The sequence below is a fragment of the Rhodopirellula sp. MGV genome (assembly GCF_002251265.1).
GTDB classification, from domain to species: Bacteria; Planctomycetota; Planctomycetia; order Pirellulales; family Pirellulaceae; genus Stieleria; species Stieleria baltica_A.
Map to the genome: position 1 here is coordinate 16230 of NZ_NPDI01000073.1, position 16206 is coordinate 32435.

The window sequence follows — 16206 nt, forward strand, 5'->3', positions numbered from 1 at the left end:
ACCGGCTGATTGCTGACTGCCCACCGGCCAACCCAGGAGCGGCTATGATTAGGGATCCCACCCATCCCCGCCACCTGGAGGCCTCTGATGCCTAATCGACGACAATTCACCACCGGAACGATCACCGCCGCGGCCGCACTTGCCGCCAACCATTCGACCGCCGCCGCCAGTGAGCGGATCCGCGTCGGCGTGATCGGTGTCGCGAATCGCGGCGGGCAATTGATCGATGCGTTCTTGCCACATAGCGACTGCGAAATCGTTGCGGTCTGTGATGTCGATTCAAACACACTTGGCAAAGCAGTCAACAAGCTCGACGGCAAGCCGAAACCCTATCGTGATTTTCGCCAAGTGATCGATCGCGATGACATCGACGCAATTGTTGTCGCAACACCGGATCACTGGCATGCGATTCAAACCATCACAGCATGTGACGCTGGTAAAGACGTTTACTGCGAAAAACCGCTTTCGATCGCGGTCAACGAAGGTCGCGCGATGGTCAATGCGGCTCGCCGAAACAATCGCATCGTCCAAGTCGGAACGCACCGCCGCAGCAGCAAGCTCTATCGCGAGCTCGCCCCCCAAGTACAAGACGGCATGATCGGCAAGGTCTGCGTCAGCCGAGCGTTTCGAACCAGCAACATGTACCCCGATGGCATCGGAAAACTCGCTGCCAGCGATCCGCCGAGCACGCTGGACTGGAACATGTGGCTTGGCCCTCGTCCCGAACGTCCCTATCAGGACAACATCGCGCCGTACAAATTCCGCTGGTGGAAAAACTACTCTTCACAAATGGGCAACTGGGGCGTGCACTACCTGGATGCGATTCGCTGGTGCACTGGCGATGAGGCCCCAAAATCGGTTTGTGCGATGGGCGGCAACTTTGCGATCGACGACGACCGCACCATCCCCGATACGATGCAAGTGACGTTCGAATTCGAATCCGGACGACTGGCAATTTTTGGTCAGTACGAAACCAGTGGCAACCGAGCCATTCAACAGGGCGAAATCGAACTACGCGGCACCGACGGCACCTGCTATGTCAGCGAGCGCGACTATGAAATCGTTCCAGAATCTGGCGGCCAATTCGCCGACCGTGGCCCGCGGATGAAGCCGCAGAAAAAATCCGTTCCAGGCGGAAATGCTCTACTCACGCAAGATCACGCCAGAAACTTTTTGGACTGTATCAAAAGTCGTGAATTGCCCAACGCGGATGTTGAAATCGGCCATCGCAGTACCACGATGAGCCTGATTGCAAATATCTCACTCGCGGTCGGACGACGACTCGAGTGGGATGCCCAAGCCGAACGTTTCATCAATGACGACGAGGCAAATGAGCTACTGCAATACGATTATCGCGCGCCATGGAAACTTGGCTAGCAATACGCAGGTGACACTTACAAGATAAGTCAACGTGCCACTGCCAAAGCAGCGTTCTCTACCGCTGCTTTGGCGTTGTGGAAAGCGAGAGGGGGTGAGATCGAACTCAAAGATCAAGCGGCCGCTGAGATCAACAGGCCGCTGACGCTATTCCTGAATCGCACGTTTGCGAAAGTAAGCTTCGATCGCATCGCGATAGTGGGTCGGCAAATCACGACTGATTTTCTGTAGGGCTTCTTTCCGCTCAGCAGGCGGAAGATTTCCCCAACCGGGATCAGACCCAAGATCTTTCTTCTTGACGTTTCCGTCGCCCGAGCCACCTGCGATTTGGCTGTCTTGCATCGGCGACTCCTGGCCGCCCTTGGAGCTTCCTCCCTGGCCGCTTCCCTGTTGTTGTTGTTGTTGCTGCTGTTGTTGTTGTTGTTGCTGCTCTTCCAGCTTTTCAATCAGCTTCGACAGCTTGTCGATGATTTTTTGTTCTTGACCGTCGACTTTTTCATCGCTGCGTCCGAGGTCCAGTCGACGCGAAACGTCGGTCATCAGGCGAGCAATTTCATCGAGCGAGTCTTCTTTGAGCGGTTTGATATCTGCGACCATCAATTTCGCAACACGTGTGAACCGCACCGGACAAGCGTCTTCGTTATCGAGCAGCATTCGCAAATCGGCCAATGCTTCTTTCTTCATCAGCAAAGCGTGGTAGCAAGTCGCTCGGTAGAACAACGAGCTTGCCGGATCAATCGATTGAGTCGCATCAACTTCGGCGATCACAGGCAACGCTTCGTCGTACAATCGTCCACGAACAAGCGAACGTCCCAGCCAGGTTCGAACGGTCATTCGAATCGGCTTCGGTAACGACTCGATCGCTGCATATTGAGGGGCGGACGGATCGATACTCGTCGCGGCCGCGATCGGATTGATCGTTGTCGTCTCGATAAGCGAGCGGACAGAGTCGTTCAGGCTGGCGATTGCGGAAACAAACGCGTCCATGGGATCCAGCTGGCGACGATTAACGTCTTCGATGAAAGCCACGGTGGTCTGATCGACAACCGAAGGGACCACACCGTACTCATCGAGCGATTGGCGAAGGACCATCGCCATCTGGTCATGATTGAGCGGTTTCCAAGAACTCTCGTCCTGCAAGGCGTCATCGGCCGCGACGTGAGTCAACAGCACACAGGCGACAAGGAAGAACCAAAGGGCAATAGCAAAGGTCTGCGACCGAACAGTCGATCGGGAGTCAGCTGCGAGCGACGTCGTTGTCGCGTGGTTTTGCGTCACAATAAGTCCGCCTTTGTTGGAGTCGACTATTGATTGCGCCTCATCAGCAAGTCGCGTGTTATTTTGTACAACCGATCCTGCCTTTCGGACAAGTTTTTCAACATCGGAAGCAAGTCTTGTGCCGAAGTCTCATCTGATTGTAGGAGCCCTGAATAGCGCTGTGTCGTGGTTTGGATCCGTTTTTCCATGGTGCGGATCAATTTCAGCTCGGAAATTGCCCCCACAAGCGGCTGTTCACCGGGCTGTCCTGCCTGCTGCTGACCCGATTGACCTTCTTGCTGTTTTTGCTTTTCGAGGTCTCTTTGAGCCTGCTGCAAGGCAGTGATCATTTCTTCGATCGCAGCAAGGACATCTTGTTGAATGCCTTGTGTAACGGCATCAATCTGAGAATTGCCTAAACGTTGGGCAATGCGATCACTGTCATTTCGGATCTGCTCGACCACCTCAGGAAAGGCAACACTTGACCCCTCCTCCCGGAGGAGCAACATTGCCCGGTCCGCTTCGACCGTAATCTTTTTCTGCTCGAACGAGAGATCGCCGGCACGCAAATCGGTTTGCCGGTTTCGCTGCGACTTGGGTGTTTCGGCAAGCTGTGCGGTATCTTCGAGCACTTTTGACTGCATCGCGGCCATCTTTTTCAACCGACTTTCCAGGCGAGCGAGTTCCCTCTGCATCTCCTCTTCGCGAAGTTGACGCAAAATTTGCTCTAACTGGTCGATCGCCTGACGCAAATTTTCCTCCGCCGCAATCTGCTGCTCAACCGCCTCGTCACGCTTCGCTTCCTCAAGTTCTTTCTCAGCCTGACGCATCTTCTGAATCGCATCTTGCAACTTTTGCTCGGCCGCCTGCTGTGGCGACTGCTGACTTTGTTGCGACTGCTGGCCCTGCTCTCCCTCTTGGCCCTGCTCTCCTTTCTCACCTTGCTGGGATTGCTCCCCTTGTTGGCCCGGCTTGCCTTGCTGGGATTGCTTGGACTGCTCGCCTTGCTGTCCTTCCTCGCCTTGCTGACTTTGCTGTTCCAAATCCTTCGAATCACTCTCAGAAGATTTCGGTTCGCCAGAGGAATCTTGATCGGACTCCTCGCCAGGTTTGGGCTCGCTCTCGGATGGCGATTTCTCCCCCGACTCTTCACCTGATGCGTCGGATTGTTCGTCGTTCGAATTCTCTTCCGCACTATTGTCCGAGGATTCGCTGTCGGAAGATTCGCTGTCGCTCGAGTCAGCGTTGTCGAATTCGTTCTCCTCGGACATCTCACGCTGCAGATCTTCACCGCGGTCTCGCAGTGACTTTTGTTCTTTGCCAAGCTGCTGCATGTCCGCACCGTTTTCGGTCCGGGCGCGGGTGCTGCGCTGCGATCGCTCGATACGCTTGAGATCTTTGATCATTTGCGCAACGCGTTCTTTTTCGTCGCGAATGCGGTTTGCTCGATCCTCACTGGTCAGCAGTTTCAGGATTTCTCCCAAGCCTTTGGTCGCGGTATCCTGATTATTGATCGCGTCGGAATACTTTTCATTGCGAAGCGAGTCACTCGCAGTACGCAGCTGTTGGAGGACGAATTTTTCGCGGGATTCCTTTGCCGCGCGTCGGAGCAGCGCCGCACGCTCAGGGTTTTCCGCCGCCTCGACATCCGCCAAACGAAGCAGCAATTCCTCTAACCGCTGATAGCGATCGGCGACACCATTTTGCCGCGATGCCAAATCGGTTTGCTGTGCCCAAGCGGTGGATCCGCCGACGAGGATTCCCCAAACAAATAGGATCGCACACCACAGTGTGACGCCGGGGAATCGATTGGGCTGTGACATAGTTTTGTCCAGATCGTTAATCAAACAGGCTCTTGATCGCGTTCTTGCGTTGTTTCTTGGTCTCTTCTTGCAAGGCTTCTTGGTCTTGGATTAGACCACGGACCAAGTCCAAAAGTTCATTATAGCTCTCCAAATCCAGCATCTTTTCAAGGACAGCCGACAATTCGAGTAGAACCCGATCTGCGGCCGCGATCGCTGTATTGGTATTATCCGTTGCCTTTTGTGCGTCTTCGACAGTCAATTCGATCGCATTGATCGCTGCCATCAACTCTTGCATCGCCCCATCGACTGTCGCTCGGAGGGGATCGCGAACACCGCTTCCCAAGCGTTCCTGTCGGTCCTGCGAATCAATCCGATTGTTGACCATCTCCTGCAGCAAGTCATCGAGCGACTCGGCAATGCCGACCAATTCCTGAGACGTCTTCGTGGCTTGCAATCCGCTTTGTTGCAACCGCAGTCGAATGATTTGCAATGCCCGCGATCGACTTTGTTCGCCATCAGCGTCCGCGTTTTCTTCGCCGCCGTCTGATGCATCCTTGCCGTCGAATCCGTCGGCTTTGAATTTTGCTAGCTGATCCCGCAAGCCTTGTGTTTCTGTCACCGTTTGCTCCAAACGCGTTCGAAGTCCGAGTTCTCGACGCTCAAGCAATGTCAGCAATTCTTCGGGCGTGACGACCTGTAGTCGAAAGACTTCACTCGTCGTCAAATGTGTGCCATCTAAATTGAAACGATCTTTCGCTTCTGCGTAAACACTGATTGAGCGCCCTGGCACGAGAGGCTCGATCGTTTTTGAGTTGGTCAATTCCCGCAAGTCGACTTGGGTATCGGATTTACCATCACGGTCTGGCGTCATGCTGACTGACAATGGCGCGGCTGCATCAGTTGCTCCGCCCGATTCCGGCGTCTCGTTTTCTGTGTCGTCGGCAGGACTGCGAGCAACCAGCGCGGTCAGCGAATCGACGCCATAGTCGTCTTTGACTTGGCATTCAATCGGCAACAATGCAATCGGGGTGATCGCCGATTGAATCCCGCGAAGTTTCAGATCGATGGTGGGTGGTTCATCGACAATCGCGCCGACGAAGTAGCGAAATGGGGCTTGAGCGCTGATTCCGTCTGGGCTCGCCGGAACCAGCCGGATCGCAGTCGGATTGCGGAATTCGCCGAGATGCACTCGAAACGACCGACGATCCTTCGCGACTTCGATCGATTGGGCGAGCGTTTCTCGTCCTTGATATTCCAGCGACACATCCACATGGCCGATTGGCGAACTGGTGACGGCTTCCAACGTCACGTCGCTGCCTTCGCTGATCCGCAGGCCTGCCTGATAGGCTGTTTCAACGTCGAATTCGCCATCGGTACCAAGCGTCGATGATTCCCGCAGGTACTCGGGATAGCGTACCCGGACATTCATCTCGGCGATCGCTGGGGGCTGTACCGCTTCGACACGAAAATCATTGAGACGGTCGTCGAGACCGAGTACTGAAAACGTAAACGATTCACCCAGATTGCTTAGCGGCGGGCCATCGAGAACAAAAGCCTGGTATCCGTCTCGTTCTCTGCCCACACGACGAAAGTTGGACTGTCCACGCGTCCCGCTTTCCATTTGGTAGTACAGGGTACAGACGCTTGGGACTTCAAAGTCTTCGGTGTTTGCTTGAATTCGCAGTGTCGGATTGCTACCGATTGGCAATCGCACGACACCGTCGGTGAACTCCAGACGATTCATCTCTTCCGGCGCGGTAGAGGCTGCCGAGATCGTTGGCACATCAACACCAACCATTTCCAGGTGTGCCCTGCGCGGCCATTTGGCGTCGGACATCAATGTCAACCTTGCGGCAGCGCGCGCAAACGCGTTGGGACTGTACACGGCAAACGCAATCACCATGATCAACAACGGGCCGACCACCAACGCTTTGTGAACCAACGGTTCTGAACGGAAGACACGTTTCGGGTCCACTCGATCAATTTCGGCGGCCGCTTCTTTGCAGACCATCGCCAACAAATCGGCCGAGTGCGCATCGCCATCACGACCCGGCTTGGAAAGCTGCACGGCGGTGACCAAGCGACCGCCCAAGGATCGATGATGGCGTTCGACCAATAGCGCCAAGCTGTCGTCTGGCAAGCTGCGATTGAGCCGTGACAACAGCATCCGCGTCATCACCAGCAACAACGTCAATCCGACCCCAAGCACCAACACGCTCCTCGCCGAGCGTGGCATCTCGTCACCGCCAAGCGTGACAGGGACGTAGTCAATCAACAGCCCGATCCAAAAGGCGGCGAGCAAAATCGCAGCCATCGCCAACAGCGAATCCCAAACCACATATCGCCGGATTCGTCGACGCAATGATTCGAGCAGCGATTGGACTTTTGGGTCAAACATGTTCGAGTCGAATTCTCTAGTTTCGGTGCCGCCGTTAGACCGGCGCTGGTGTATTTCAACAATCAGTAAATTCGGGCAATCGCGGTGTCATGGTCGAACCCGATCAGGCCAATCGGTGCAACCGGCGAATCACCCATTCCATCGTTAACATGCTGGCGAGCAGCCACATCAGCACCGCGTTGCGGCGCATCGCAAACATCGAATCGGGAGTCCCTGGCAAGACTGTCAATTGTGGTTGTGGGCGGATCGTTTCGGTCAACTGCGAAATCAACGTTTCACGATTCTCGAGTTCATCAAGTTTCCAGTATCGCCCCCCCGTGGCGCTGGCAAGCTCCGCCAACGCTTCGTCGTTTCGCTGAGGGCGTTCCAATTCAATCGTGGGCATCCGCACCGCAACGTTCTGTCGCAATTCAACCGCTTCCAACGTATCACCGAGGGTTAATTGCAACTCGTGATCACCTGGCTGGCGAACAACAAAACGCCCGTCATAGGTTCCCGGACGAGTCTCACCTTGCACAGGAGTTAGACGTACTTCCTGTGGTGCCCCTTGAGGAGTCAACAAAGTCGCTTTGACTTCGGACACGGTTAGCGGTTCGAACTGCTCGTCGGTCAACACGGCCCGAACCGAAATCGTATCGCCTACCATTGCCCGTTGGTTATCTACCAACAACAACCCGCGATTGCTGTCACGCAGCAAGCGTCCCTCGCTCACCCATCGAATCAACTTGGTGTAGTAATTGTCGAAGTACGCAACACTTTCTCGCCGCAATCGCCACATCTCGCCGCTGCCTTGAAAGTAAACGCGACCAGCACCGTAAAACTGGCTGGCCAAATAGACCGGCAGCGAATCTGAAATTCGTGTCGAGGGATCCGAGAAGTACGCATAGACCTTTGCAACCGGTTTTGCCGACCGGACACCGACGTAGTCGTACACTCCGCCGAATGAATCCCAGGCCTCGAAACTTTCCGCCGGATCGTCGGTCACCCACAAGAACTCCGCCCGTCTGGCTTCGGTTGTAAAGTCAAACGCCCACGCTGACTCGCCACCTTCACGACCGCTTCCGGTAATCAGACCACGCGTCGAAAACGTGACCGGATAAAAGCCGGCGATCTGTGAGACACGCGGATCGGTACGCAACCGCAACCAGCGTGGATGATAAACCGGACCGCCGATGATAATCATCCCGCCCGCTTGCGATGCGACCCAGCGGTCCAACAATTCGAGTTGCTCGGCGGTGATTTGAGTCCAATCGGGATCGAACATCGCGATCGCATCGTATTCAAACAACTCCGCCGCAGTCGCCGGGAATTCGGAGACCAATGCGTCCGCATCTTGGCTCATCCCCGGTTGGCCCGACTGCAACCAAGCGTCCAATCGGATCGATTTTTCACGGTAGAGCAAGTTCCGTACGAAGCGATATTCGCGAGTCGGTCCGCCAGCCACCAACAAAACACGTAACTTCCGCGCGACAACTTCGTAGCGGGCATCCCGGACGTTGTCGAGTTCGTTCTGGTCATTCGCCGGGGCGACCACACGCACAGCCAAACGACGTCGTCCAACAGACTCTGGTTCCAACTCAAACTTGACCCCAATCAACCCGCCGTCACCGTTCAAAGTGACACTTCGAGTATCGATAACTTCTGTGGGCAGGGTCCCCGCATCGTCGCCTTCTGAATTGTCCAGGGCATCAAGCAGCTGCACGTCAATCTTAAGTTCGCGACCACCGGTCGCTTGCAACACCGCCGAGACGGCGAATTTGTCATCGGGATAAACACGCTTCGGGGCATCAAGATCGACAATACGAATGTTGGTTGGCGCTTCACTACTTCCAAGTCCGACCGGGTAAACGGCGATTTCGCTTCGCTTGGCCATTGATGTCGCCGAAGCCACATTGGTCCCGCCATTGTTTTGCCCATCAGACAAAAGAACGATCCCAGCCAAGGTCGTCGGGTCGTGGCTTGCCAAAACACTGCTAATCGCGTCACTAATCCGACTCTGCGAGGCAGACGCGGCGATCGCTTCGCTCCAGTTGAGCACCTTGAACGAATCCGGCAGTGCATCCGTTTCGTCGTCCGATGGAGTGGAATCTTCGGGCAATGCCTGTTCGTCCGAAATCCCCAGCATCCCCGCCAGTGTTTGCTGCGTACGAACACTGTAAGCGCCGCCGACAAGCACAATCCCAACACAAAGCAAGCAGGCGCTGACTGCTAATAACCAGCCCACTGTTGTTGAGCCCTGGCTGGTAGAACTGCTTTTCGATTCTGTTGGTGCGGACACCTTTCCGAACGCACCCGCAATTAGCGATGCAAGCGACGCTAACAACGCGATCGCAATCAACGCCGCACCGACCAATGCGGTCAGCGACCGATTCCCATTGCCTTCAGTTCCCGCATCACTATCGTCGCTATTGCTGTTGGGATCCATTTTCGCAGGCGCGTCGATCCCTTGCGCTTCCAGCAATACCGGTTCGGGTGTTTCGCCAAAGCCGTAAACGCTGACACGGTGTTCGTCGCCTAACTTTTCGCTTAGCTTGCCTTCGTCAAGCAACTTCGTGACGCTTGCGATCCGACTATCACTTCCTGGACGCTCTGATTCCGCCAAGGACATGCTTTGACTGGTGTCGACCAGCACGACCACTTCGCTTGGCCGGACGATCTCGCGTTGCGTCCGTCGCTGTAGATCAAAGAAAAAGAAGATCAATCCGACGATCGTCACCAAACGCAAAAAGACAAGCGTCCAGCGAACGGGCTTGGAAAGTTCAACCGTATCACGGCGATAAAACCGCACGCAACCGGCAACAATCAGTGCAAAACCGACGAATACGATCGCCCAGATCCACCATCCGTTGATCGAAGCGGCGCGGGCAAATTCGAAGACTATTTGGTCGGAGGCTTTTTCGTTCACGACGCCCGTCCTCCCGTTGACGTGGATCCCAACCCGAAACTGCTCACCGCGCCTCCTGCTGGGACTGGTCCGCGCGATGAACTGTCGATGCCTTTGGCGTGATAGCTGGCCAGATAGGCGAGCGTTTGTTCGATAGCAAGCAGTATGCCCAGCAACACCAACATGGCGAGACCGAATGCTGAATTACCCGCGTACTGATTTTGGTTTCGCCAATCGTCGGCGGAGATGAATTGAATTTCGATTGGCAAGAGCGATTGGCGAATCTCGGCGAAATCGGCGCGTGCCAGATCGCCTTCTCCACCCGCGATGGTGCTCGCGACCGGACGAACCGATGGCGTGCCTTCGGTTGACATGATGCCCCACTCGAACAATCCCGGACGAAGGTATTCGTCGATTCCCATTGCGGCCGAAATCAGCATCTCGGTTGGCTTAATCGAAAGTACAGCTAACTCGTTGGGATCGGTGCCAGCCTCGGCTTTCAATTCGACGACCGTTCGTGGCGGTGCTTGTGCGGGCAACGCGAGTTTGACTTCTGGAAAGAAATCTCGGGTCATAAATCGGTGTTCAATCGGGTCGGTCACCAATCGCGACGTCGCTGCTGAGGCACCACTCCAAAGCTTTGCATTGGTCAGCAGCATGAACGGTACAAAGGTCGGGTCACCTGCCCAATTTGTCCACGTTCCGTCTGGGGCGGTCAAAACAGTAACGATCGTTCCCGCCCCGAACGTCTGCTCCGTCACCAGGGGTGCGCCGTCGCGTCGTTTCAGGACCGTCCGAAACCGAGACGCATTGGGATCTGCTTCATCAAGCGATGGTTGCTCCTCGGCGGCCAGCGTCCAACTCTGCTCGATCCCAATCAACGACAGCACCGAATCGCCAGCACCACGGAGCGGATCAAACAGCGTGTCTTCATCACCAAATAACACGTCACCAGTTTGCTGATCACCGCCGATTTCGAGCTCGGCAATTTCATCCAGCGGTCTCGGCAACAACCGACGGCCTTGCGAGAGCAATGTTTGGTTGTACCGATCGCCTTGAACATCGCCGCCGAGGAACCAAGCCAATCCGCCACCATCGCGAACGTATCCGTCCAACGCAATCGCGGCAGCCTCGCTGATTTCCGGCAGGTTGATCAAGTAAACCGCCCGATATCCAGTCAACGTTTCCTTTGTCACGCTACGCAAAAATGCCGGCGGCTTGATATCGGGAACCGCACCGATACGAACTTGGCTGCCTGGATCGAGAACAGCCGCGACTGTATAAGCGCCGCGTTCTTCCGGATCGCCATCGACAATCAGGACGCGTTCGGCGTCGGACAATGGCAACGTGCAGACACGTTTGTTGTCAATCGGCAGCGCGTCGACGGGCAACTCGACTTCGATCGCGTGCGTCCCCGTTTCGCTGATATAGACCTGAAACGTTTTCGTGATCTCTCCACCTGGCGGAATCGACTCGATCACCAAGCTTGGCAGTGATTCGCTATTGCCGCTGACCTGCCGAGACGGGTCAATCCCTGTCACGTCGTCTCCGTACCGAATGACCCGACATGCCAGCGTAACGTTTCGCACCACCAGATCGGAAAAGTTTTTTACCGTCGCGCGAACGACGACGGGTACGCCGGCAACCCAGACGTCTTGAACCGGAACCAGGCGTGTAACGGCTAAGTTCCGTTCGGGCGATGCCGCACAATCAATCATACGTACTTGCGCGTCCACTTCGAACGCTCGCAAAGATTCGGCAATTCGTTCGGTCTTTGCCCAATCGCGAGAGCGAAAATCGCTTGCGATATAGAGGTACTGCTCGTCCGAATCCATTCCGCCCGCCAACTGTGCGGCGAGGTCGATTGCCGGGACGAGGTCGGTTCGTATCGCAGAAGCGTTGGTCGCGATCACGCGAGCGATCAGACTGCTGTCGCTGGTAATCGTTTGCGCTGACAAATCCGCCGCGGCGTCACCCGATTCGTTTCCGGCCTGAACGGCCAATGCCGCCCGACTGGCTCGCATGACTGTCAACTGATGATTGCCATCGCTTGCCGCCAATCGCTCGGTCAATTGGGCGAGTGCTTCGAGTGCACGGTCGTAGGTCGTTCGGTCGCCCGAACCACTCACGTCGCCCATCGAGTAGCTGTCGTCCAAAATCACAATGTGATGCGTTGTCTGGCCACCGAGCACGCCCAACAACTGACGCCCTCCGGTCCATCCGCACAACATCGCGATCAAAACCGTTGCGATTGCGAGTCGCGCCAGCAGCAACAGAAACTGCCGCAGTCGCAGCCACTTTTTCTGCTTTCGATAACTGGACAACAAGAAATCCATCGCCGCCCAACGCTGACGTCGATGCCGCAGCATGTTGATCAGGTGGACCAGCGGCGGGACCGCGATGAATGCGAAACCGGCCAGCAGTGCAGGATATAAAAACACTCTCCGGCCTCCTTACCGACGCAGTTTTGGAAGAGACAAACGGTGCGACAAAAATTTTGCCAACAGCGCGTCAAGCGGCTCACTGGTGCGCACTTGGATGTAATCGATCGAAAGCCTTCCGCACGCACGTCGCGTCTGTGTGAGGAATTCTTCGAGTGCAGCCAAGTATCCTTCACGCAGCGCACGCGGGTTGCAATTCAGCATGTCGTCGTTTTCTAAACCTTCGAAACGCGTCGCGCCGTTGAACGGAAAATCGATTTCATCATCGTGCAGCACATGAAATAGCGCGACGTCGTGGCCGCGGGCACGCAATACCCGCATTCCTTCGACCAATGAATCGACGCCTAACAGATCCGAGACAATCACGATCAAACCGCGCCGCGGAATCGTTTGCCCGACCTGCTTGGCAACTTGCACGAGGTCTGTCCGCCCATCCGCACCGACCTGATCGAGCAGTGACAAGATACGCAGCAGCTGTTGTTGGTTGCTTTTGGCGGGCAGGCTATCACGCATCGCGGTATCGAACGTGATTAAGCCGCAAGCGTCTTTTTGGCGAAGTGCCAAATAGGCGAGTGAAGCTGCGATCGATGCCGAATAATCAAACTTATTCGAATCGCCGTCGCCATACGCCATGCTGGCACTGCGGTCGACCAACAGCGTCAACCGGAGGTTTGTTTCCTCTTCGTACTGTTTAATGTGCAACCGATCCTGGCGCGCGTACACCTTCCAGTCGATGTGTCGCAACTCGTCACCGGGGTGGTACTGACGGTGCTGCAGAAACTCGATCGATTGTCCGAAGTACGGGCTGCGGTGCATGCCAGACAAGAAACCTTCGACGACACGTCGTGCGGTCATCTCCATCCGACGGATGCGCTGCGTGACTTCAGGACGCAAAAATTCTTTGGAATCGGGCATCGCGTGATAACTCGTCTTCGGTCGTTGGGGTCGCGGCAACGATGCGGTCAATCACATCGTCGCTGGTCACACCGTCACTCTCGGCAGCGAAGTTCACGACCATGCGGTGACGCAAAATAGGTTTGGCGAGTTGCTGGATGTCTTCCACCGAGACATGGAAACGGCCTTGTAACAACGCCCGTGCCTTGCCGCCCAGGATCAGGAACTGCACAGCTCGCGGGCCCGCCCCCCAACCGACCAACTCATTGACAAAGTCCGGCACGCCTTCGTCACCGACGCGAGTTTGCCGAACCAGTGACAGCGCGAAACGCACGACATGGTCGCTGACGGGAACCTGACGCACTAAGTTTTGCAACCGAATGATTTCTTCGGCGTTTAGAACTGCTTCGACAACACCGGTGTCTTTGCCGGTCGTTCGCCGCGCAACTTCGAACTCTTCGTCGAACGACGGATACTTCACATAGACCTTGAACATGAAGCGGTCTTGTTGCGCTTCCGGCAGCGGGTAGGTGCCTTCTTGTTCGATCGGGTTTTGTGTCGCCAACACAAAGAACGGGTTGGGAAGCTGGTGGCGCGTCCGCCCGACGGTGACTTGGCGTTCCTGCATCGCTTCGAGCAACGATGCTTGGGTCTTTGGTGGAGTCCGGTTGATCTCGTCGGCCAGGATGATATTGGCAAACAGTGGGCCTTCCATAAAACGGAAGGCGCGGTGTCCGGAGTGACGGTCCTCTTCGATGATTTCCGTCCCGGTCACATCCGCCGGCATCAAGTCAGGCGTGAACTGAATCCGTGAGAACGACAGGTCCATCGTCTGTGCGAGCGTGCTGATCATCAACGTCTTCGCCAAACCGGGAACGCCTTCGAGCAACACGTGACCGCGGCTGAAAAGCCCGATCATGATTTCGTCGATTACTTCTTGTTGGCCGACAATGACTTTAGAGAGCTGCTCGCCGATTTGCTGTTTGGCCTGATTGAGCCGAGACGCATCCGCCGCCGAAAGTTCGCCCTGCCCTGTTCCTTCATTTTCTGCCGAGTTACCGGCTGTTTCGACCGACATCTGGTGTGTATTCCTTGTGCGGGTTCAGGTCGCCCAAATTGTCCAAGCTGTTTTAGGATACCAGCTTTTTCAGGATACCAGCACAGCAACCGAGGGAATATAGCGGCTTGTGCGCCAATGCACCCTGAAAAGGGGTCTAAGGGACGCCATCTGCAGGCGGTTGTGTACCGATTCTGACCTTGATCCTTACTCAGGCCCACCCTATTGTCAGTCGACAGGGTCGTGTTTCACGCGATGATCCCAGCGAGGATTGCTGGTGTATCAAATGCTTTCTTCGGGGCACCGGTTACCACGAGGCACAGGGACGATGCGAAAGTGGAAAATCAGAACCAAGATGATCGCAGGGTTAACTGCCTTGGCGATCGCCTTCGCAACCCTGGTGTTCAGCAGTTGGTCGCAAATGTCTCGCGACCGAACCCTGGCAAATGAAATCGGTCTTCTCGCCGACGAAATCGATCTCGCGCACGGTCTGATCCGACTGACCGAAAAATTCAAAGGCTCGGTCTACGATCTACAAACCGTCGGCAACGAAAAACAACTTCGCCCCCATCAACCGCTGCACCTTGAACTGCCGGCCGATTGGGGCCGCATCAGCGAAACGATCAGCTTTGACCTCGATCGGTTGCAACGCGCGCTCGCCACCTATCGCAAAAAGATCTCCGAACAATCCGAAGGCGAAAGCGAAGCCAAACTCCTGATCGATCGCGATCAACAACTCAAGAATCTGGCCGCGATCGAAAGCCATCTCGCCGACATCCAAACCGACTGGAACCAATCCGAACAACTCCAAGATCAATTGGAACTGTCATTCTTTCGCGCCGACTTGACTGCGAAAACGCAGCAGGTGGAACAGCTAACCGCAACGAATTTTGAAGCGGTTCAAGGCGCGATCAAACAGTTTGGCGAGAAAGTCGACAACGAGCATCGCGCGAAACGAAACACGTTCTGGGGCCTAACGATCGCGGCATTCATGGTCATGCTGTTTCTGGCCTGGCTTTTCTGGACGTTGATCGTCGTCCCGTTCCGAACGCTCATCAAAGGGTCCGAACTGATCGCCAATGGACACCACAAACACAAGATCCTGCTCGGTACCAATGACGAAATCGGCCTGATGGCCGACACGATCAACGAGATCACGGACGGTTTTAATAATGCGGTTGCGAATGCGACGCTGGCCTGGAAACGCGCCGAACAGGAAGTCCGCGAGCGCACCCGCGAAGCGATTCAGAACGAACAACTCGCCAGCGTCGGATTCCTCGCCGCGGGAGTAGCTCACGAAATCAACAACCCCCTCGGCGCGATCGCCTGGAGTGCTGAAGCCCTCGAAGAATCGCTCGACGAAATCTCTGAAGAGGACGGCGAGACGGTCGACGAAAGCTTCCTCGCCGAATTGCGTACCAACCTGGGACTGATCCAGTCGGAAGCGTTCCGCTGCAAAGGGATCACCAAGCGACTGCTCAGCTTCTCGAAACTGAGCGACAGCAGCCGAGACACAGAAAACATTGGTGAACTGGTCGAACGAGTCGTCGCCTTGGTTGGCAAAGTCGGCGAATACCGATGCAAAACCATCCAAACGCACCTTACCGGTGATGTCCGTGCGTACTGCAATGCACAAGAGATCCAACAAGTGGTTTTGAACCTGGTCAGCAACGCCCTCGAATCGGTAGACACCGCCGGCAAAGTCGACGTCTATGTTCGCCAGGAATTCGATCCGCTGACCGACCGCCGCAACGCGATCATCTCGGTCGAAGACAACGGCTGCGGCATGAGCCAAGAGGTCATGGACCACCTTTTCGAACCGTTCTTTACACGGCGTCGTGACAACTCTGGAACGGGCCTAGGGCTCAGCATTAGTGCCCGCATCGTTTCCCTGCACCACGGCGCGCTCACCCCCTACAGCGACGGCGAAGGCTGCGGATCAAAAATGGTCTTACGGTTGCCGACCGAAGCTCCTAAAGAAGTCTCTCCCACAGCACTTCGAACGCCGTCGCTCCCCACGTCGACGTTTGCCCAAACGATCGCTGAAGACTCCGAACTGATAAGCAAAGATGTCGAAAAAGTCGCCTGAATGT

General features: G+C 55.7%; 9 protein-coding genes. 2 read left to right on the forward strand and 7 right to left on the reverse strand.

The window, feature by feature from the left end; genetic code table 11:
* The first annotated feature begins 87 nt into the window (after positions 1 to 87).
* Complete coding sequence (locus tag CGZ80_RS25165) at positions 88 to 1377, forward strand: Gfo/Idh/MocA family protein (RefSeq protein ID WP_094418449.1); 1290 nt, start codon at positions 88 to 90, stop codon at positions 1375 to 1377.
* Between the two features lie 147 nt (positions 1378 to 1524).
* Here the strand turns inward: CGZ80_RS25165 and CGZ80_RS25170 are convergent, their stop codons facing one another.
* The 7 genes from CGZ80_RS25170 to CGZ80_RS25200 form a co-directional block, all read right to left on the reverse strand.
* Positions 1525 to 2550 carry a hypothetical protein gene (locus tag CGZ80_RS25170; RefSeq protein ID WP_233148684.1) on the reverse strand — a complete coding sequence of 342 codons (1026 nt, stop codon included), beginning with the start codon at positions 2548 to 2550 and terminating at the stop codon, positions 1525 to 1527.
* A gap of 131 nt (positions 2551 to 2681) precedes the next feature.
* Positions 2682 to 4457, reverse strand: a complete 1776-nt coding sequence (locus CGZ80_RS25175) for a hypothetical protein (protein WP_233148660.1) — start codon at positions 4455 to 4457, stop codon at positions 2682 to 2684.
* Positions 4458 to 4473: 16 nt separating this feature from the next.
* Complete coding sequence (locus CGZ80_RS25180; RefSeq protein ID WP_094418451.1) at positions 4474 to 6837, reverse strand: polyketide synthase; 2364 nt, start codon at positions 6835 to 6837, stop codon at positions 4474 to 4476.
* A 103-nt stretch (positions 6838 to 6940) separates the two neighbouring features.
* On the reverse strand, positions 6941 to 9742 hold the full coding sequence (locus tag CGZ80_RS25185) for a hypothetical protein (protein WP_094418452.1): 2802 nt from the start codon (positions 9740 to 9742) through the stop codon (positions 6941 to 6943).
* Positions 9739 to 12162, reverse strand: a complete 2424-nt coding sequence (locus CGZ80_RS25190) for a BatA domain-containing protein (RefSeq protein WP_094418453.1) — start codon at positions 12160 to 12162, stop codon at positions 9739 to 9741. Before CGZ80_RS25190 ends, CGZ80_RS25185 begins: the two co-directional genes overlap by 4 nt.
* Before the next feature lie 12 nt (positions 12163 to 12174).
* Entirely contained in the window at positions 12175 to 13056 is an 882-nt protein-coding gene (locus tag CGZ80_RS25195; protein ID WP_094418454.1) for a DUF58 domain-containing protein, read from the reverse strand.
* Positions 13046 to 14134: an AAA family ATPase gene (locus CGZ80_RS25200; RefSeq protein ID WP_094418455.1), complete on the reverse strand. Its 1089-nt coding sequence runs from the start codon at positions 14132 to 14134 to the stop codon at positions 13046 to 13048. The genes CGZ80_RS25195 and CGZ80_RS25200 overlap by 11 nt, the downstream gene beginning before the upstream one ends.
* A gap of 307 nt (positions 14135 to 14441) precedes the next feature.
* Between CGZ80_RS25200 and CGZ80_RS25205 the strand changes: the two genes are divergently transcribed.
* Entirely contained in the window at positions 14442 to 16202 is a 1761-nt protein-coding gene (locus CGZ80_RS25205; RefSeq protein WP_158222847.1) for an ATP-binding protein, read from the forward strand.
* Positions 16203 to 16206: the final 4 nt, after the last annotated feature.